Below are 17,157 nucleotides of genomic sequence, written 5' to 3' on the forward strand. Positions count from 1 at the left end.
TAGAGGTGCACGATGGCGACAATCAAAGATGTAGCGAAAGAAGCAGGCGTTTCCGTTGCAACTGTTTCACGGGTGATAAATAAGTCACCAAAGGCGAGCCTAGCCTCGATTGAATCCGTAAAAAAAGCCATGAATAAACTTGGCTACCGCCCAAATGCTGCTGCACGTGCCCTTGTTAATCAGAGCTCAAATACTATTGGCGTACTAGTCAACGATGTTTCAGACCCCTTCTTTGGCGTCATGGTCAAAGCTGTTGATGCAGTAGCCCACAAAAATGGTAAACATATTTTAATTTGTAATGGTTACCACAATGCGAAAGAAGAACGGCAATCAATAGAGTTGCTGATCAATAACCGATGTGATGCGTTGATTATCCATTCTAAAGCGCTGTCTGATGATGAACTGATTGAATATGCGAAAGAAGTTCCCAGTATGGTACTGATAAATCGCCATATTGAAGCAATTGGTAATCGCTGTATTTCACTGAATAATTACAAAGGCGCGTATTTAGCGACGGAACATCTTATTCGCCATGGCCATACGAAAATTGCTTACATTTCGTCAAACCATCAAATTGAGGATGCGGTACAGCGTCTGTTAGGCTACCGTGATGCCTTAAAAAACAACGGGATAACGCTTTCGGATAGCTATATTGAATATGGGGTGCCTTATGGTGAAGGTGGTGAACAAGCGATGACAAATTTGCTGACCAAATCTTTGGCGATAACGGCGGTTGTAGGCTACAACGATTTTATGGCAGCAGGTGCTATTGCTGTACTTGATGAAAATGAAATTAATGCCCCTGACCAAGTTTCTGTGATTGGGTTTGATGATGTATTAATCGCACGTTATATTCATCCTCGTTTAACCACTATTCGCTATCCGATTCAAATGATGGCAGAAAAAGCCACGCAATTGGCACTCTCTTTAGCTCGAGGTGAAACTATCGCTGGCGATAATTTAATCTATTCTCCCACTTTAGTTCAACGAAACTCTGTTCGTCCACTGCATTCTTAATCGTTCTATCTCAATAAAAACCACAAAGCATAATGTCAAATGATAACGTTTACATTTTGTTTTTGAGGTTTGTCACGTATTTAACATGTATTCTTATTTTTTTAGTCAAAATCTTGCTTTTACTTATTTTTAATACGTTGAATTTGCATTGTTAGTGCAATTTCTGTGGGATTAATAGGCATAAGTAAAAAAATGGTGAAAATATGTGATTCAAGTAACGGAGTTATTTTGTGGTAACGTTTACACTTGCTTCGTTATCACTTGGCGAAGGAAATTTATTATGCAGACAGAAGGTGTTGGATTAAGCACTTTAGACTACGGGATATTTATCTTGTATGTGCTAATCATTATTACCGTCGGGCTTTGGGTATCTCGAGATAAAAATGGGCAAAAAAAAGGAACAAAAGACTACTTCTTAGCAGGAAAAACACTGCCTTGGTGGGCAATCGGTTCATCTTTAATTGCAGCAAATATCTCCGCAGAACAGTTTATTGGTATGTCAGGCTCCGGCTTTTCTATCGGACTAGCCATTGCTTCTTATGAGTGGATGGCCGCATTGACACTAATTATCGTTGCTAAGTATTTTATGCCTGTATTTATAGATAAAGGCATATTCACCATTCCTGAGTTTGTTGAAAAACGCTTTAATAAAACATTAAAAACGATCTTAGCTGTATTTTGGCTGGCTTTATTTATCTTTGTTAACTTAACCTCAGTACTCTATCTAGGTGCATTGGCATTACAAACCATCCTTGGTATTCCAATGCATTACGCTATTTTTGGTTTAGCACTGTTTGCTGTTATTTACTCCCTTTATGGTGGTTTATCGGCAGTTGCATGGACCGATGTTGTGCAAGTTTTCTTCCTAATCCTCGGTGGCTTCTTAACCACGATTATGGCTGTGAATTATATTGGTGGCGATGCGGGTTTGTTTGCAGGTATGAGCAGAATGGCGAGCGAGGCTCCAGCTCACTTTGAGATGATATTGAGCCAAGATAACCCGCAATTCAGTAACTTACCTGGTATCGCAGTACTGATTGGTGGCCTATGGGTTGCAAACTTATATTATTGGGGCTTTAACCAGTACATTATTCAGCGTGCATTGGCCGCTAAATCCATTGGCGAAGCACAAAAAGGTCTAGTGTTTGCGGCATTCTTAAAACTCATTGTCCCTATTCTTGTTGTCGTCCCTGGGATTGCTGCATTTGTGATTGTCTCTGACCCTGCATTACTGGCTGGCTTAGGGACAATGGCTTCTGAACATATGCCAACCTTGGCGCAAGCTGATAAAGCCTATCCATGGTTAACTCAGTTCTTACCTGTTGGTGCGAAAGGTGTCGTGTTTGCTGCATTGGCCGCTGCGATTGTTTCTTCTTTAGCCTCCATGTTGAACTCTGTGGCAACCATTTTCACTATGGATATTTATAAAGAATATATTGCTCCAGCAACTGCCGATCATAAATTAGTGAATGTTGGGCGGGTTAGTGCAGTTATTGCGTTAATTATTGCTTGCTTTATTGCGCCACTGCTGGGGAATATTGGCCAAGCATTCCAGTATATTCAAGAATATACTGGCTTAGTGAGCCCTGGTATTTTAGCGGTATTCCTGCTTGGTCTGTTCTGGAAAAAAACCAATGCGAAAGGTGCTATTATCGGTGTGCTGCTTTCCATTCCATTTGCATTATTTTTAAAGTTAATGCCACTTGGAATGCCATTCCTCGACCAAATGATGTACACCTTCTTCTTCACTGCGGTAGTGATTGGCTTAATTAGCCTGACAACAGCAAAAGAGGATGATAGCAATGGCGCGATTATCTTGACGTCTGAAACGTTTAAAACATCAACAGGGTTCAATATTGCGTCCTATGCAATTATGGTTATCTTGTGTGTGTTGTATGCTTTGTTTTGGTAATCAGCAAGTGTGTTGATATAAATAAAATGACAAAACCCACAAAAGTGGGTTTTGTCATTTATCGTTAGATTTTATTTTGGGTCAGATATCAGCTTACTTCGATAACGATTTTTCCTAATGCCCCTTGATTGAGTAGTGCCAGTACCTCTGGCAGTTGGTCAAAGCGGAATAATTTATCGATTACTGGTTTTAACTTGACTGAGTCGACAGCCCTGACAAAATCTTCAAGTGCTCGGCGATGACCAACACCAATTCCTTGAATCGTGGGTGTCCATCATACCAATCATAGCTGTTTCAATATGCGGTATAACAATATCACTTTTAGTGAACTTAGATGCAAAGCGGTAACATATTTCAGAGTATGCGTTTATTGATAGGGTTGATTTATATAGGCGATCGTATGGACATGAGCCCAGTGAGAGCTTTTTGCTGAAACCGTGGCGTTGATAAATAATTAATCATAGATGTTGAATTTTAAAAAAATTCAACTGTCTAACGTAGATTGCATACCGCAAAGATGAAGTGTTGATAAATATCATGTACACCAAAAATTTATTTTCTATAAAGTTGCTCCATCCTAAATATGCTATGACATGGTTAGGAATTGTATTTTTATTTTTATTGGTTAAATTTCCTTATAAATGGCAAGTTAAGCTTGGTGCTTTTTTGGGCGAAAACTCGAAGTATTTTATTAGAAGAAGAGTTTCAATTATAAAAAGAAATTTAGAGTTATGTTTCCCAAATAAAAGTACCAAAGAGATAGATGACCTCGTTACTGAAAACTTAAGGTCGTTAGGTATTGCATTATTTGAAACAGGGATTGCGTGGTTTTGGAGTGATAATAAAATAAAAAAATTATTTCAAGTCAAAGGAATGTCTAACTATCAAGATGTTATCAGCAAAAATAAAGGGGTCATCATAGTTGGTGTTCACTTTATGTCTTTAGAGCTGGGCGGTAGGATAATGGGGCTTTGTTTTCCTGTTAATGCGATGTATAGGCCACATAACAATAAAGCGATGGAGTATATTCAAACAAAAGGACGATGCCGATCAGGAAAAGGGATGATAAACCGAAAAAACTTACGATTCATGGTACAAGAATTGAAGAGCGGTAAAGCCATCTGGTTTGCACCAGACCAAGATTTTGGCAGAAAAGGGACTGTATTTGCCCCATTTTTTTCAGTTAAAAATACGTCTACCTCAAAAGGCACATCAACGCTTGCTCAACTGTCTCAATCACCAACACTGACGGTGACATTATTACGTAATAGTAATGGTATTAATTATGATTTAGTACTAGGAAAAGAAATTATTAATTATCCGACTAATGATGCTTTACAAGACGCCACTATTATTAATTCCATATTAGAAAAGGAAATAATAAAAGCACCTGAACAGTATTTATGGGCTCATAGACGATTTAAAACTAGGCCAGATGGAGAGGCTTCCTTATATATTTAGCGACAATAAAATATGCGTGTTTTTCTGATTATAGGGCTAATAAGGGTCTTTAAGACAAGAAGTGCAAGCAAGAGAATACTAAAAAAATAAATATTCTAGGCAATGTTATTGTTGTAATTAAAAAACGTTTTATCAAACTATTTCTACAATAGCGCCTCTCGAGTCGTTATGTTTTGCATGTGGTACTGATACACAAAGCAATCAGGTCCCCAGCCATAGATAGCTGGGGAGCTGATAAAAGCGATAATATTTCTAAGCAGCCTCAATCATGTACAATCGTCATACACATAGATCTCTTGGTGTTTTTATAATCAATTTTATTATTTTTACTGTTCTATGAATAGAAAAGAGGACTATTATTTTAGCTTTAGCTGCCCAAACCTACCTGATTTTATGAGATAATCTTTTCCAAATCTATTTTGTATATATTATCGGCAGTTAGCGTAAAATAATCAACACTAACTCAGCCCTACCCGCGCTTTCCGATAATAACTGATAAGAAAAGAGAATCTATCGACATGGCTAAATCACCCGCGAAAAAACCAACCAAAGGCTTTGAAGAAACCCTTTGGGATACCGCTAATCAACTACGTGGTAGCGTTGAATCCTCCGAGTATAAGCACGTGGTGCTTAGTTTGGTGTTATGGGTTGTCTTCCCTTTCAGTTATGTTAGGAGAAAACATTATAGGAGAGCCAGTTGGTTGGGATTTGGCTCAAATGCCGCATTTACTTATTACAGGCGTGACGCGCTCAGGCAAGTCAATGTTAATGCATTCCTTGGTAATGAGCATTTTATACAGAAACTCGCCGGATAAAGTTCGCTTTGTGATGTTTGATACAAGCCAGCTTGAACTCAGTTTATATAACGATATACCCCACTTATTATTTCCATCCGCTTCTGATTCCGTTGAATCAATAAAGCCATTAACGTTTTTGGTTAATGAGTTAAAGCGTAGACAAAAATTATTTGGAGCATTAAATCAACGTAATTTGAGTGGATATAATAAGGTCATATCAAGTGCGAAAGAGTTAGGTAGGCCTATACCTGATCCCTTCTGGCGCCCTAATGAGAATGATAGTGAGCATCCTTATTTAGGCTATGAGCCTGAAATTGTTATTTGTGTCGATGATTACGTCCAACTCATTGGCGAGTATAAACAAATAGGGGAAATGTTGGTTCTATTGAGCCAGCAAGGTCACGCGGTTGGTATTCATCTCATTCTGACGACTCGTAGCCCTTTATCCACCAGTATCGGTTCACAGCTTCGAACCAATATTCCTACGCGTATTGCTCTTTCTGTGTCGTCTAGGGCTGACTCTAATTTAATCCTTGACCAGTATGGTGCAGAATCACTATTTGGTTTGGGGGATATGCTATTCGCATTACCGAGTTTATCTGAGCCTACAAGAATTCAAGGTGCTTATGTGAGTGACTTAGATATTAGGAATACAGCCGATTATTGCAAACGATGGGGAAGCGCGAATTATCTTCATCTTTATAACGATGTCCAGAATACAAGTATGCTAAACGAAGAACTTGACCCATTATTTGATCAAGCAACTGAGTATGTTGTAGAAAAACAGCGCGTTTCTATTTCAGGGATCCAGCGGCAGTTCCGAATCGGTTACAACAGAGCCGCAATGATTGTAGAGCAGTTAGAATTACAAGGTATCGTCAGTGAACAAGGCTACAATGGTCATCGTGAGGTATTAGCTCCACCATATGAGTAACCACGAATATCCCCAAATGAAGAAGCTGATGACATAACACTCAAAAATTGCACACAGGTATCTATCAGTTGCATGGTGTTCTTGGCCTACACTCTGATGCAAGCTGGGGCGGTATTCACGGTGGTATCACGATTCCATGCGGTATTAATTAGCTACCACTTGTGTATGCGCTTTATGATGTACTTGAAAAGGGCAAGCCACATTCATTCGATGGCCGTATTGTTGAACCTGATGAAGATGGAGACATTGTTCTATACACGACTTATCGTAAGCATGATTTACCTCAGAACATTCAATATGAGCGATTCAAGCTTTACCCTGAATTCTTGAAGGAAGTGAGCGGGGAAAAGGTAGAATTAACACCAGGAGAGCCTTGTGATACTCCCCGCGGCCACTGGGTTGATGTTCGTGTAAACATGCCATCAAACTCTATCTACAATCAAAAGTAAGCTGAAGCTGAGAGACTCGCTAAGCTAGAAGCAGAGCGATTAGCGCAAGAAGAAGCTAAACGTGCAGCAGAGGAAGCGGAAAGGGCAGCGCAGGAAACTATTATTGATGAAAATGATACAGCGCTGCAGCAGTAAATAAAAAAGCCCACCGAAGCGGGCTTTTAGTGAACTTAATAATCCGCGTACGATTTGCGTTTCATTTGTAGTCCTATTTGTGTCAGTGCGTAGTCCAACTAATTTTGCTAACTTCCTGTTTTTAAACCTGTTGTCCTATCACGCTGGCGGGAGTTGAACCCGAGTCCGTAATTTTTTAATTTGTTGATTGTGAAAGGGTATTTTTACTGAACTTCAATTATGTGCACTAGATGTGCATATAGAGGACTGTGTACTGTCATATTGTTGTCGATGTCTTAAAAAACTAGTTGCAGAGAAATACCTAAGTTCCTATAGCTGAAATGGATGCTACAAATTTAGTTACCAATAGTTATTAATTAATACCCTAAATATGAGATTGAGATATATTGATTAAGAGTTAAACTTGTTTTCATGTTGATGCTGAGAATAAGGAATTAAGTTGGATAAGCTAATAACGAAATTAGGAACACAAATTGCTATTTCTGATAAAACTAAACGAATCAAAGAACTATGGGAGATAGCAAAACCTCTTTCTTCTCAACATATTAGACAAGCCGCTTTAAAGTTAGATGAATCAGATGAATATATGAGTGCATTTAAAGATTCAACCGGTTTTGATGTGGTTATTGGTTCTAAGAAGTATCCTCCTAAGGCCATACTTGGCAGAGCTCTATCAGATTATTATGGTGTCGAATTTCTTCCGGAACACTTTGTTGGAGGGGAAGGTAGTAGTTGTTTTCGGATATTGAAAAATTTACGCTTTGAAATCGTTGGAAAAAACAAAACAAAACGTGAATATGAGTTTTTTGATTATTCAAGTTTTGTTGTTGGTGAAGAGTATACTAAGTTAAAAGCATTTGAAAAAGCGGGAGTCTGGGTTCCTAATCACGCACGGGATATCCCTGGACCCACTAGATTTAATAATTGTGTTGTACTGTTTGTTACTCTAGAAAAGGACCATAAAGAGCTCGCACATAAATATAATGATAAATTCATTCTGAATGGCAAAATGTTTCAGTGGGAATCTCAAAATAAGAATACAGAAGAAACTCCACATATAAAGAAAATCATTAATTGTGATCCTGTTGTTCTTTTTGCAAGAGTGCATGAAAAGATAAAAAGCAAATCACAGCCATTTATATATGTTGGCCAACTACAGTATGTCAAACATAACAATACAGTTGATAGAAAAAATGTTCCTATTGAAGTGATCTTCGATGTATTAGAGTACCAAAGCTCAGCTAGTGATAAGTTGGTTAGCTTATATGAATGGGTTCCTGGTATTACTACAGAACAAGAGGTTATTGATATTTCAGAAATAGCACTCAATAAAACTAATCCACCGGAGGCCTCAAATAAAACAAATGGGCGGGGTAAAAATAACAGGAAAGTTAAAATTAATTGGGCAGAACGTGATGAAAAAAATAGGAGTCTAGGATTGATGGGAGAGAAACTAGTTCTTCAATATGAAATTCAAAAATTGACTGAGCTAGGATTAACGCATTTAGCAGAAAGAGTAACCCATACCGCAGAAAATTCAGATTCTGATGGTTATGATATCCTATCTTTTGATGAGCAAGGCATTGAAAAATATATTGAAGTCAAGACTACAAGGCAGTCAAAGCATTCACCTTTTTTTATATCAAGAAATGAGGTGGAATTTTCTAAGATACAAGGGCTGCAATATTGGATATATCGAGTCTATAACTTTAATGAGAAAAAAAATGAGGTGGATTTTTATACTATACAAGGATCTGTGGAAAAACATTTTGATTTGACTCCAGAAAGTTATCGAGCTGCGCTAAAGTAGTCAGAAGTGCTGAGTTAAAAATAAGTTTGGATAGTTGTGCGAATTCAACTCTATAAATAAGATATTGCTTCAATTCAAATAGTACTAAATTAAGAAATACAAAACACAATTCTAAATTTAATACTTAGCAAATAGCGCATTATTTAGTTTTATTAATTTTAAGCAGAGTTGCATTAACCCAGAACTGACCAGACATTACTGTGGCACAGAGCTAAATCTAATCCAATGGACCGCTCTGTGCTATATACAGACGGATAACACTTATGGATATTCTGAACAGAATTGACGAAGTCGATACATACATGCTGACTTGTTATACAACCATGATGCATGTCTAATAATAGAAGATATTCCTAACGGGTATATAGGTGTACCACCGATTTTAAAGCGCATTGATTTTTTATTGGGAGACTAAAGATTCAAAATCTCTTTAATTTTGGGGTTTTTTCACCTTGTGGTTTTCTGATAAGGTGTAAAAAATATTTTTATATCAGCTATCAGGAGTATTGGTGATGCTCGTTTCATATAATGAACTAAAACATTTGTCATATATCCATACGGAATACAGTGTCGATCCAGATATCTTTGATAGAAATTCAAATACAGCATCAATACGAGAAAGAATTGGTCGATTGTGGGATGAGGCTAGTGATGCTGATTATCGTGTCTGTTTTGTTGATACAAATCTCTTTGGTCCAGCAGGATTTGCTATTCCTGGAAATAAAAATATGAATGAGCTACCTTCATTATTATTTTTTATTGGAAGGTCAAGCCGCTTTGAAGATATAGAACAATCATGGAAGCATGAATCAATTCATCTCCAACAGATAATTTCAGGCCGCTTATTTTTTTCGGATCATGGGGAACTTTACTGGGAGGGAGTAAAACATCATTTAATGACTCTTCCAGAGCTACGCTATACAGAAGGACAACAAGGTTTTGCTGAGCAAGTTATTAATGTATTGAAATACTATGCTCAGCCATGGGAGTTAGAAGCTCAATGTGATACTTGGGATACTATAACCCCGACTTTCCGGATAGGTAAGTGCCTTGTTGATAAATATGGAACATGCTGGAAAAATACTTGGGATGAAGAAAAACTTAAAACATTAATTAATCACTGTGGCTTAGAATGTGCGTTTAAAGATTTATTGATTTAGCAGCGATTAATCCCTATTAAAGAGCTGTCTAGTGCCAAAATTGAACCTAAACTGCACTATATTAGGTTGATAAGCAGTAGGTAGCTCTTAATACTATGTAATTGTTAACAGGTATTTTGGGTAGCTATATGTAGACCTGATGAACGTGAATACCTTCTGACCTAATTCAACTCAAGTCTGAGCCAATACAATAATTATCATTTTTCACGGTACCCCCATCATACTCCTTAAGATATCCCCCATAATGTCTAAACAACATTTCAGGTCCTTTATGTCCCATTTGTCCAGCTAGCCAAAACAGATTAGCGCCTTGGCTGATATGCATCGTGGCAAAGGTATGTCTCGTTTGATAAGGGTTACGATACCTGATACCTGCTTTTTTTAGCGTTGGTACCCATGCTTTTTTTCTGATCGCATCAGCTCCTGCCCAGGCTTTATTTGTTTTCGGGTCTTCAAAAATTACACCATCTTTCATAAACGTGAATTGCTTTTGCTCATTTAGGGCGTTTATGGCTTCATTATTCAACTCAACTTTTCTGGTGCCGGCTTTAGTTTTTGTTTTCTTAATAACCCCCACCACGCTGGCGGATTGCACGTGTGCAGTATTTTCTATGAAATCTATATCACTCCATCTCAATGCACATAATTCAGAACTTCTTAACCCAGTATTAATGGCAAATTGGAATAAGTTTTTCCATTGCTCACATCTTGCCGCAGCGAGTAGGGCAGAGACTTCTTTAGGTGACAATGGGTCAACAATATAACTGCTTTCATTGTCACTGTTATTTGATTGGTATCTTGAAGCAGATACAAGGCTGACTGGGTTAATTGATACAATCCCATCGGTAATGGCTTCATCTAGCGAGCTGCGCAAAAATGAGAGCTGATTTCGGATGGTTTTTAGTACTGTCGTTTGTTTTTGTATCCAGTTTTTTAGGATCGCCGGTGTCAGTGATGAAACATGTAATTGGTGCAAATCAGACAAGGCACTTTTGCATTTTTTATAACCGCCAATCGTTGAGGGTGATAAATTTCGAGTTTCGCAAATAACTAAATATTCCTCTAAATAATCAATCACTCTTTTTTCGCGATTATTAACACCAAAAAGCATTAATTTTTTAGAGTTAGGAAAATATTTAGCGTAATTAAAAGTGCCTTTTTCAATATTATTTTGAATTTCAGCAAGCAACCTTTCAGCGTATTTAATATTTTTATTATCGACGGTTAATCTTGAGAGAGGCTCTCTACAGAGCGCCCCTCTATAAGTAAACGTGATAACAATAGTTTGGCTGGTTTTGTTGTTACGAACCGTCACCCCTCTTGGTAGTGCGTAGCCTGTTTGTTTTTTCGCGCCCACTTATTCACCTCAGCAATATCAATCCAACGTTCTTTTGAACCTTCAACCTTTAAAACATGTACACCGACTATCCAATATTGCCGTTGTATGCGCTTATTAATGGACTCTGGTGTTTCTCCGTACATATTGCAGTACGCGGAAATAGGCAAACATTCATATAACATAACTTCCTCCTATATCCGCTTGCTTAATGTCGCGGGGAAATAAATCATAGCCTTCTGTGATATTTTGTCTCATCTTGGTCTTGCCTCATCATTAATAAAATAAGTTGGTCAGCAATGTTGCAGGCATGTTTGATATCAGCTTCAGTGCATGGTCTGTTTTTTACACTGGCAGCTAACTTGCCTAACTTAATATCAAACTCAGTTAATAATTGTTCCTCGGTTTCCCAAGGGGCTAATTGTGGCTGTTTCATGGCGGTTATCCATTGGTTTTGAATAAACCACCACAGTAAGAAAAAATGCAGAATAAAACTGATTATGCTTAATCAATTATTGGCCCGAATAATCGCTTCGATGGGATAGCATTCAGACAAAACACCTTGTTGAGTTAGGGCGTCTTTATCCATTAAACAATTCTGCTCATCGGGATATGTATAGCCGTTAGATTTATATAAACAATCAGCACCGCTGCAAATTAGCAGGAATAAACCATAAATCATTGTTTACTCCTTTGTAGCTCTGCCTGAGTTGGCTGTATTTCTATTCTAATATGCGCTGGGAAGTCATAAGAAACCTTGCAACGCCTATCCGTTGAAACAAACCCGTGCGAGCCATCGGGTAGGGTGATTTTTACTTCCTGGTCTTTTTGATGTTCGTGTCTTAGCATTGGTCTTGCCTCGTTTGTGACATGTCACACTAGTGAATAACGGCTATTGATGTTGGGTAACCCAGCTGAAGTAACAATGCCTTTTTTACCAGTGATAGCGTTTGTTCTTCTTGGCGAGTGACTTGTTGAGTCGATGCAGTGGTCCACTCAACGCTGCATTTATTGTTAGTTTCATCGTGAGTAATGATGACTTCTAATTTCATGGCCATAAAAATATCTCCTGATAATGCGCCCATTGCTGGGCGCTATAGTTATTAACGAACCATTAATGAACGGTCACCCACTTCTAAGTGAGCACCAGGTATTTCAATACCGTTTTCAATCGCTTCTTTAATCCGTTTTTTATCAGGGGCTGTAATGGTCTGAACATCTACCAATTCATCGGGCAAGGCTGCTTCGTTATCGATGATGACACGCACAACACCAGTGCGAGCCGTAAAGGTGTTTTTCGTGGTTTTTAACTTGTCTTTGCCTGATGTTAACAAGCAATCCAATGCATATTTTTTCAAGTTCTTAACTTGGTTTTCGAATGATTTTTTACGATCAGCCAAACGTTTTGACTCTTCATCCAGCGTTTTAGCTTGCCCTTCTAAATTACGGGCATGAAGCATAATTGCATCCAGTTTATCGCCTAGTTCACACTCGATGCCCTCTAAGGTATCGGCGACATCTTCTGCGGTGAATTCACCTGTTTCGACGAGTTGTTGTAATTTGCTGTAGTCAGCAGCCATTGCAATAGCAGTTGTCTTGGTCATTAGATTGCCTCTTCTTTTTGTTTCAGTTGGTCTAAACACTCTTTTTCAATTTCATTTAATCGGCGTAGGCGGCCGTTTAAATATTTTTCATATTCACTGTCGCCACGTTGTTTGGCCAACTTGGCATGCGTTGAAATTTCACGGGTGAGGGTGGATGTGATACCCCGTAATTCGTTTGGCGTCACCGCACTGCGCATAGTTTCAGTGTGTCGGGTGAACTTCTCATCTAGCTCTTTACGAATGCGGGTAGCATCTTCAGCGTTATCGCTGGCGGCTTTGATTTCGTACTCGAGCTTATTGCTTGCAACATATTCAGGGTTATCATGCATTCCCATATAGACGTCAGAGCTAAAGCCAAGCATGGAAAGGGCTTTTTTGATTGCATCTGTGAGTGATTTTTTAAACACTTCACCGTCAACCTTAATTCCATAGGTGGTTTGATAGCGGTAAGGTGTAGCGCCGTAGCTTTCAAATTCACCTCGTGTTTCACATTCGATGGTGTACCAAAAGCGGATCTTGAGTGAGTGGTTCTGTTCGCAGAATAAAGAGCCGTCACCGTCTCGTAAAAAACGCGTTGCGACTTGTTTGTTGCGTTCATCGAGAACCGGTTCAGTAAGAGGCTTGCCGTTAACAAATTTATCTTCAACGATTTCATAACCCCAACCTTCACCAATAGGGCCGAATATTTCAGTGGCTCGCATAAACATATAGGTGCTGTTAATACTGGTTCCGGTATAACCAACCCCATCAAGCGGTTTGGTAAATCGCGCATCAGTACGCTGAACTCGTTTCCAAATATTGAGGTGGTCATTATTACTATCGATCACTTCATCAATGACTGCTGCGCGTTGTTGAAAGTCATCTTGTTCAGTGGCAATTGGCGCAGAAATAACAGGTGTTTCAATCACAACCAGTTCAGGTTCTTTTTCTACTTTAGCCGGTGTGTCTTTCTTCTTACTGGCGCGCCTTGGTTTTTCTGTTTTAGCCAGTTGCTCAGGTGTTTCATCATTAGCTGGCTTAGCATCTAAATTATCAACAGCGAAACGGCCACTACCGAGAGATGTTACTTTTGGGTTGTTGGTACCAAGTTTTGAATCAATAAACGCTTTACGGGCATTAGCGTCATCAAATAATTCAGGTTGTTCTCGTGCCTCGGTCACTAGTGCAAATATGTTTTCACGAGGGATATCTAGAACGCTAGGGAAGGTGCGTAAATCCATTGATAAGCGTTTCCATGCTTTATCTTCAGTGCTGATGAGTTCTTTTGCTTTGCGAATATCCGCGCTTTTTGCATCGCTTGGTTTAATGTCCATGAGTGCGAGGGCAATTTCGAGATCAAGTGCGGCATAATCACGTTTAAGGACAGGCTCATCCTCAACGGGAGGAAGTTCAGGTTCCTCGGTTAACCAACTTTCACCAAGCGCCTTAGCATCTTCGATAGTGACATTATCGTCAGCATGCTCATAAACCGCCTGTACAATTTCCATCGTGGCTTCAGCATCCATCAATGAAACTTTGGTGATTTCAGCAAGGCCAGTGGCGATATTACGAATTTTAGGGGCAGCTTTACTTTCACTAAGATGGTTTAATGTATAAGTGAATTCTTTATCCGTTATTTGAGTTTTACCAAATAGTAGTAAAGCAGCTACGCGAGGTTTAGTTGCAAGCTTTTTAAATTCTTTATATTTAATGGGTTGCCATTTCTCACCGTCAAATTCATTTTCAACAGCAAATTTTTCATCAAACTTATCGAGTGCAGGGCGGGGGGAACCTACTGCATCTTCACAAATAATCGGCTCATCGATATTAAAATTATCCATGGAATCAGGGTAGGCTTCCGATAGCTTAATCATTGCTGTTGCTGCCGCAATTTTGGCATTCGCTGCATTGAAAGCAATTGTTAAAGGTACAGCGCCATTGGTTCGAGCCTCGGTCGTAGGCTCAAATACACAGATAAAAGTTGTCATTGGTCTTGCCTCTTAATAAGGGATTTGTTCGTCAGTTTTAGAAATGGGTTTGCCTTCCAAACAGAGAAGCATCTGGATCTGGTCTTCCAGTAAGCTTGATTTAACCTGAGCATCAGCAAGAATTTTGTTTTGCTCGGCTTTGAGTACATTTATTTCTAACTGAATAAGTTCTGCATTGGTTGGTTTGGTAAAGGGGATATCTATAGTGTGTTCAGCAACAACAAAGCCTAACCCTGATTTGACATCAGCTTTAAATGCATATGCGTTATATTGATATGAACCGTCAAGTTGCTTCTGTGCATGAATGTATAAGGTGACACTTAGGGTTTTAGGTTGTGCTTTCATAGCAGCTCCTTTAAAATAACTGTGATCAGTGATTTATCATTGGTCTTGCCTCTTCTAGCGTTTGGTCGCGCTAGTAGAAATCTCGGTTAGCTTTGGTCGGCGACCCGAGGTAAAGGAACCCACTTCGGTGGGTTTTTTTACGTTTCCAAATCAATACTCGTCTTTCCGAGCTGTCTGGTCTTGCCTCTGGCTTTGGTTTAACTGTTTCCCTGGTGTGGGCTAATTTTTAAGTCTGAACACTTATCTAAACACTTGCTGTGTTTGTATTAATGAAATGAATATTAGCAGCGCTATTTTTAATTATCAATAGCATTGCTAATTATTTTAAGCAAAAAAAAGCCGCTAATATTAGCGGCGGTATTTAACTGTTTGTTTTAGTTAAGCAAAATCAACCATTTTTATTGGAAGAGATTTTATAACTTTACCTATCACACGCAAGTCATGCATTTCAGACTCTTCGATATAAAAGGTTTCATAGGCGGGATTATCTGATTTGACAGCAAGTTTTCGGCCTTTAACGCGTTGTAGTCGTTTAATGAATAGGGAATTTTCAAAACTAAACACATAAACGCCATCCCCATCAAAGAAATCGCTATGTGTATCAACAAAGACAACATCTCTAGGATTAATTGCAGGGGACATGCTATCACCACTGATATTAATCATCTCAATGCCTTTCAGACTTTTACGGCCAAATAACTCAAAAACTTTTTCGGAAGAGAACTCGATAGATTTTATGGTATCTGGGAAGTCATTGTTAATAAAACCACCCGGGCCTGCTTTCGCATATATATCCATTAATCTCAATGTGTTGTGATCATTTCTAACCGATTGTTGCGGCTGAGCTACCTCAACATTTCGATTTGTTGACCTGACGTAGTCGAGTAAAATTTTTAATTCAGGGTTGATATCTTCAGGATCAACGCGAAGTAAAGCAGCAAATTTTAATGTGGTATCTGTATTTAAAGCGGTACGGCCATTTAGGTACTGACTAACCGCTCCCTGCGTAGCAAAACCAAGAGCCTCCGCTGCTTTTTCTTGAGTTAAGCCGAGAGATTCACGTTTGCTTTCCCAGATATTGCGTAAATTCTGGGCTGCTACCTTGTCAGATTCGGAAATTTTTCTGTTCATACCGTCTAGTTTATTTGTATTACTAATATTTTTCTAATAGCGTTGCTATTGATCTATTTAATTAGCATTGCTAATATTGCATTGTTAAGTTAAAAAGGAGCTAACAAATGAAATTAAATATCTACCTAAAGCAACAGCAAATTAGCCAGTCTGAGTTTGCTCAGGCAGTTGGCGTGACACAGGGCTACATTAGCCAAGTCATTTCAGGGAATTACATTCCAAAGGGACGAAAAGCTATCGAGTGGGCATCCAAAACAAATTGGCTAGTAACCCCACATGATTTGAACCCGATAGATTACCCAAACCCTTACGACGGCTTACCCAACGAGCCATCAGTATTACAGCTATCAGATTAAAAAACTGATTATTCATAATCAATTTTGCGACAGGAGACGCAGAGATGAGTTTTGATATCGATATTGTCCGCTCCGAAATTGAGAGCTGGGCTACAGAACATGGTCAAGAGCACGTAGCGATTGAGATAAGCCGTGCGTATTTGCAGATCACACGAGACAAATCACAGAGCCGCTTGCATGTGATTGAAGATGAACGAGGACAAGCGGATTGGAAAGCGATTAACAATAACCGACAGCAGATATTTCGTTGGTTGCGAGGCGATTCGAATGCATCAATGAAGAAATTAGCAGAACTGATGCCTGCAATTGAGATGGCGTTGCCAGCTTCGAGGTTAGCTCGAGTACGTGGCGACACAAAAAACTATTTAGCATCAGTGGCCATACAGCGATTTGCAGAAGCTATGACCGAAATTTTATTAGAGGGTCGTGACATGTCACGGAACATCAATAGCGCTATTACCGCACTAAATGCAATATCACGCCCGACCAGCGTGCACTAATTCAAGAGGCAAGACCAATGCTAAGAACGACTGAATTGATTACCTACTGCAATGGTTTTTTATTGAATGGAAAGCCAGCAGACAGAAAACAAATCGAAGATATTTTTGAGGGAAGAAGGGCGATAGCACTCAATATTGGGGAGCAATACGAACAACAAAAACAAAAGCTACTTTTAAAGAAATTGTCACCCGAGCAGTACCAGAACGCTTGCCGCGATATCGCTAAAGCGCTGGGGGTGTGAA

The 17,157-nt window shown here is 39.0% G+C and carries 18 protein-coding genes and 1 pseudogene; 10 read left to right on the forward strand and 9 right to left on the reverse strand.

Translation table 11 applies throughout. The features are described 5' to 3' along the window. Window positions 1–12: 12 nt before the first annotated feature. Both ACE2AL_RS07055 and ACE2AL_RS07060 read left to right on the forward strand, forming a co-directional pair. Window positions 13–1,017 (forward strand): substrate-binding domain-containing protein, encoded by a 1,005-nt coding sequence (locus ACE2AL_RS07055; protein WP_206082596.1) that lies wholly within the window; start codon window positions 13–15, stop codon window positions 1,015–1,017. A 280-nt stretch (window positions 1,018–1,297) separates the two neighbouring features. Next, complete coding sequence (locus ACE2AL_RS07060) at window positions 1,298–2,929, forward strand: sodium/sugar symporter (protein WP_206082595.1); 1,632 nt, start codon at window positions 1,298–1,300, stop codon at window positions 2,927–2,929. An 88-nt stretch (window positions 2,930–3,017) separates the two neighbouring features. Here the strand turns inward: ACE2AL_RS07060 and ACE2AL_RS07065 are convergent. Beyond that, window positions 3,018–3,200: pseudogene (locus tag ACE2AL_RS07065) on the reverse strand (NAD(P)-dependent alcohol dehydrogenase); the annotation flags it as partial. A 266-nt stretch (window positions 3,201–3,466) separates the two neighbouring features. Here ACE2AL_RS07065 and lpxL point away from each other — a divergent pair. The 5 genes from lpxL (at window position 3,467) to ACE2AL_RS07090 (ending at window position 9,675) form a co-directional block, all read left to right on the forward strand. Beyond that, on the forward strand, window positions 3,467–4,390 hold the full coding sequence (gene lpxL / locus ACE2AL_RS07070) for an LpxL/LpxP family Kdo(2)-lipid IV(A) lauroyl/palmitoleoyl acyltransferase (protein WP_206082594.1): 924 nt from the start codon (window positions 3,467–3,469) through the stop codon (window positions 4,388–4,390). A gap of 666 nt (window positions 4,391–5,056) precedes the next feature. Further along, the gene (locus ACE2AL_RS07075) at window positions 5,057–6,121 is read left to right on the forward strand and encodes an FtsK/SpoIIIE domain-containing protein (protein WP_375084179.1); all 1,065 of its coding nucleotides are present in this window, start codon (window positions 5,057–5,059) and stop codon (window positions 6,119–6,121) included. 161 nt (window positions 6,122–6,282) lie between these two features. Continuing rightward, the gene (locus ACE2AL_RS07080; protein ID WP_375084180.1) at window positions 6,283–6,570 is read left to right on the forward strand and encodes a hypothetical protein; all 288 of its coding nucleotides are present in this window, start codon (window positions 6,283–6,285) and stop codon (window positions 6,568–6,570) included. Window positions 6,571–7,144: 574 nt separating this feature from the next. Next, window positions 7,145–8,515, forward strand: coding sequence for a DUF3427 domain-containing protein (locus tag ACE2AL_RS07085; RefSeq protein ID WP_375084181.1), 1,371 nt, complete (start codon window positions 7,145–7,147; stop codon window positions 8,513–8,515). 509 nt (window positions 8,516–9,024) lie between these two features. Continuing rightward, window positions 9,025–9,675, forward strand: coding sequence for a hypothetical protein (locus ACE2AL_RS07090; protein WP_375084182.1), 651 nt, complete (start codon window positions 9,025–9,027; stop codon window positions 9,673–9,675). Between the two features lie 166 nt (window positions 9,676–9,841). Here ACE2AL_RS07090 and ACE2AL_RS07095 read toward each other — a convergent pair whose 3' ends face one another. The 8 genes from ACE2AL_RS07095 to ACE2AL_RS07130 all read right to left on the reverse strand — a co-directional run bounded on the left by ACE2AL_RS07095 (window position 9,842) and on the right by ACE2AL_RS07130 (window position 16,058). Further along, window positions 9,842–11,032, reverse strand: a complete 1,191-nt coding sequence (locus tag ACE2AL_RS07095) for an Arm DNA-binding domain-containing protein (RefSeq protein WP_375084183.1) — start codon at window positions 11,030–11,032, stop codon at window positions 9,842–9,844. Then, window positions 10,987–11,196: an excisionase gene (locus ACE2AL_RS07100; RefSeq protein WP_068445436.1), complete on the reverse strand. Its 210-nt coding sequence runs from the start codon at window positions 11,194–11,196 to the stop codon at window positions 10,987–10,989. Before ACE2AL_RS07100 ends, ACE2AL_RS07095 begins: the two co-directional genes overlap by 46 nt. A gap of 44 nt (window positions 11,197–11,240) precedes the next feature. After that, complete coding sequence (locus tag ACE2AL_RS07105; RefSeq protein WP_375084184.1) at window positions 11,241–11,447, reverse strand: hypothetical protein; 207 nt, start codon at window positions 11,445–11,447, stop codon at window positions 11,241–11,243. A 442-nt stretch (window positions 11,448–11,889) separates the two neighbouring features. Next, a complete protein-coding gene (locus tag ACE2AL_RS07110) occupies window positions 11,890–12,069 on the reverse strand; it encodes a hypothetical protein (protein ID WP_273827039.1) in 180 nt (59 codons plus the stop codon). Window positions 12,070–12,114: 45 nt separating this feature from the next. Next, a complete protein-coding gene (locus tag ACE2AL_RS07115) occupies window positions 12,115–12,615 on the reverse strand; it encodes a siphovirus Gp157 family protein (RefSeq protein ID WP_110732079.1) in 501 nt (166 codons plus the stop codon). Then, entirely contained in the window at window positions 12,615–14,582 is a 1,968-nt protein-coding gene (locus ACE2AL_RS07120) for a hypothetical protein (protein WP_375084185.1), read from the reverse strand. Before ACE2AL_RS07120 ends, ACE2AL_RS07115 begins: the two co-directional genes overlap by 1 nt. A 12-nt stretch (window positions 14,583–14,594) precedes the next feature. Continuing rightward, window positions 14,595–14,927: a hypothetical protein gene (locus tag ACE2AL_RS07125; RefSeq protein WP_375084186.1), complete on the reverse strand. Its 333-nt coding sequence runs from the start codon at window positions 14,925–14,927 to the stop codon at window positions 14,595–14,597. A 378-nt stretch (window positions 14,928–15,305) separates the two neighbouring features. After that, a complete protein-coding gene (locus ACE2AL_RS07130) occupies window positions 15,306–16,058 on the reverse strand; it encodes a S24 family peptidase (RefSeq protein WP_272525277.1) in 753 nt (250 codons plus the stop codon). Window positions 16,059–16,165: 107 nt separating this feature from the next. Between ACE2AL_RS07130 and ACE2AL_RS07135 the strand changes: the two genes are divergently transcribed. Genes ACE2AL_RS07135 through ACE2AL_RS07145 form a run of 3 tightly spaced genes read left to right on the forward strand, consistent with a single transcriptional unit; the run spans window position 16,166 to window position 17,156 of the window. Next, window positions 16,166–16,414, forward strand: coding sequence for a helix-turn-helix domain-containing protein (locus ACE2AL_RS07135; RefSeq protein WP_375084187.1), 249 nt, complete (start codon window positions 16,166–16,168; stop codon window positions 16,412–16,414). Between the two features lie 44 nt (window positions 16,415–16,458). Further along, complete coding sequence (locus ACE2AL_RS07140) at window positions 16,459–16,914, forward strand: toxin YdaT family protein (RefSeq protein WP_110592086.1); 456 nt, start codon at window positions 16,459–16,461, stop codon at window positions 16,912–16,914. A 17-nt stretch (window positions 16,915–16,931) separates the two neighbouring features. Beyond that, window positions 16,932–17,156, forward strand: coding sequence for a hypothetical protein (locus ACE2AL_RS07145; protein ID WP_068445415.1), 225 nt, complete (start codon window positions 16,932–16,934; stop codon window positions 17,154–17,156). Window position 17,157: the final 1 nt, after the last annotated feature.

The organism is Providencia xihuensis (genome assembly GCF_041953405.1).
GTDB classification, from domain to species: domain Bacteria; phylum Pseudomonadota; class Gammaproteobacteria; order Enterobacterales; family Enterobacteriaceae; genus Providencia; species Providencia vermicola.

Excerpts from the sequence above, each read along its gene's own strand:
- ACE2AL_RS07055 (WP_206082596.1), top strand. The coding sequence starts at position 13 with ATGGCGACAATCAAAGATGTAGCGAAAGAAGCAGGCGTTTCCGTTGCA.
- ACE2AL_RS07060 (WP_206082595.1), top strand. The coding sequence starts at position 1,298 with ATGCAGACAGAAGGTGTTGGATTAAGCACTTTAGACTACGGGATATTT.
- lpxL (WP_206082594.1), top strand. The coding sequence starts at position 3,467 with ATGTACACCAAAAATTTATTTTCTATAAAGTTGCTCCATCCTAAATAT.
- ACE2AL_RS07075 (WP_375084179.1), top strand. The coding sequence starts at position 5,057 with ATGTTAGGAGAAAACATTATAGGAGAGCCAGTTGGTTGGGATTTGGCT.
- ACE2AL_RS07100 (WP_068445436.1), bottom strand. The coding sequence starts at position 11,196 with ATGTTATATGAATGTTTGCCTATTTCCGCGTACTGCAATATGTACGGA.
- ACE2AL_RS07105 (WP_375084184.1), bottom strand. The coding sequence starts at position 11,447 with ATGAAACAGCCACAATTAGCCCCTTGGGAAACCGAGGAACAATTATTA.
- ACE2AL_RS07110 (WP_273827039.1), bottom strand. The coding sequence starts at position 12,069 with ATGGCCATGAAATTAGAAGTCATCATTACTCACGATGAAACTAACAAT.
- ACE2AL_RS07115 (WP_110732079.1), bottom strand. The coding sequence starts at position 12,615 with ATGACCAAGACAACTGCTATTGCAATGGCTGCTGACTACAGCAAATTA.
- ACE2AL_RS07120 (WP_375084185.1), bottom strand. The coding sequence starts at position 14,582 with ATGACAACTTTTATCTGTGTATTTGAGCCTACGACCGAGGCTCGAACC.
- ACE2AL_RS07125 (WP_375084186.1), bottom strand. The coding sequence starts at position 14,927 with ATGAAAGCACAACCTAAAACCCTAAGTGTCACCTTATACATTCATGCA.
- ACE2AL_RS07130 (WP_272525277.1), bottom strand. The coding sequence starts at position 16,058 with ATGAACAGAAAAATTTCCGAATCTGACAAGGTAGCAGCCCAGAATTTA.
- ACE2AL_RS07135 (WP_375084187.1), top strand. The coding sequence starts at position 16,166 with ATGAAATTAAATATCTACCTAAAGCAACAGCAAATTAGCCAGTCTGAG.
- ACE2AL_RS07140 (WP_110592086.1), top strand. The coding sequence starts at position 16,459 with ATGAGTTTTGATATCGATATTGTCCGCTCCGAAATTGAGAGCTGGGCT.
- ACE2AL_RS07145 (WP_068445415.1), top strand. The coding sequence starts at position 16,932 with ATGCTAAGAACGACTGAATTGATTACCTACTGCAATGGTTTTTTATTG.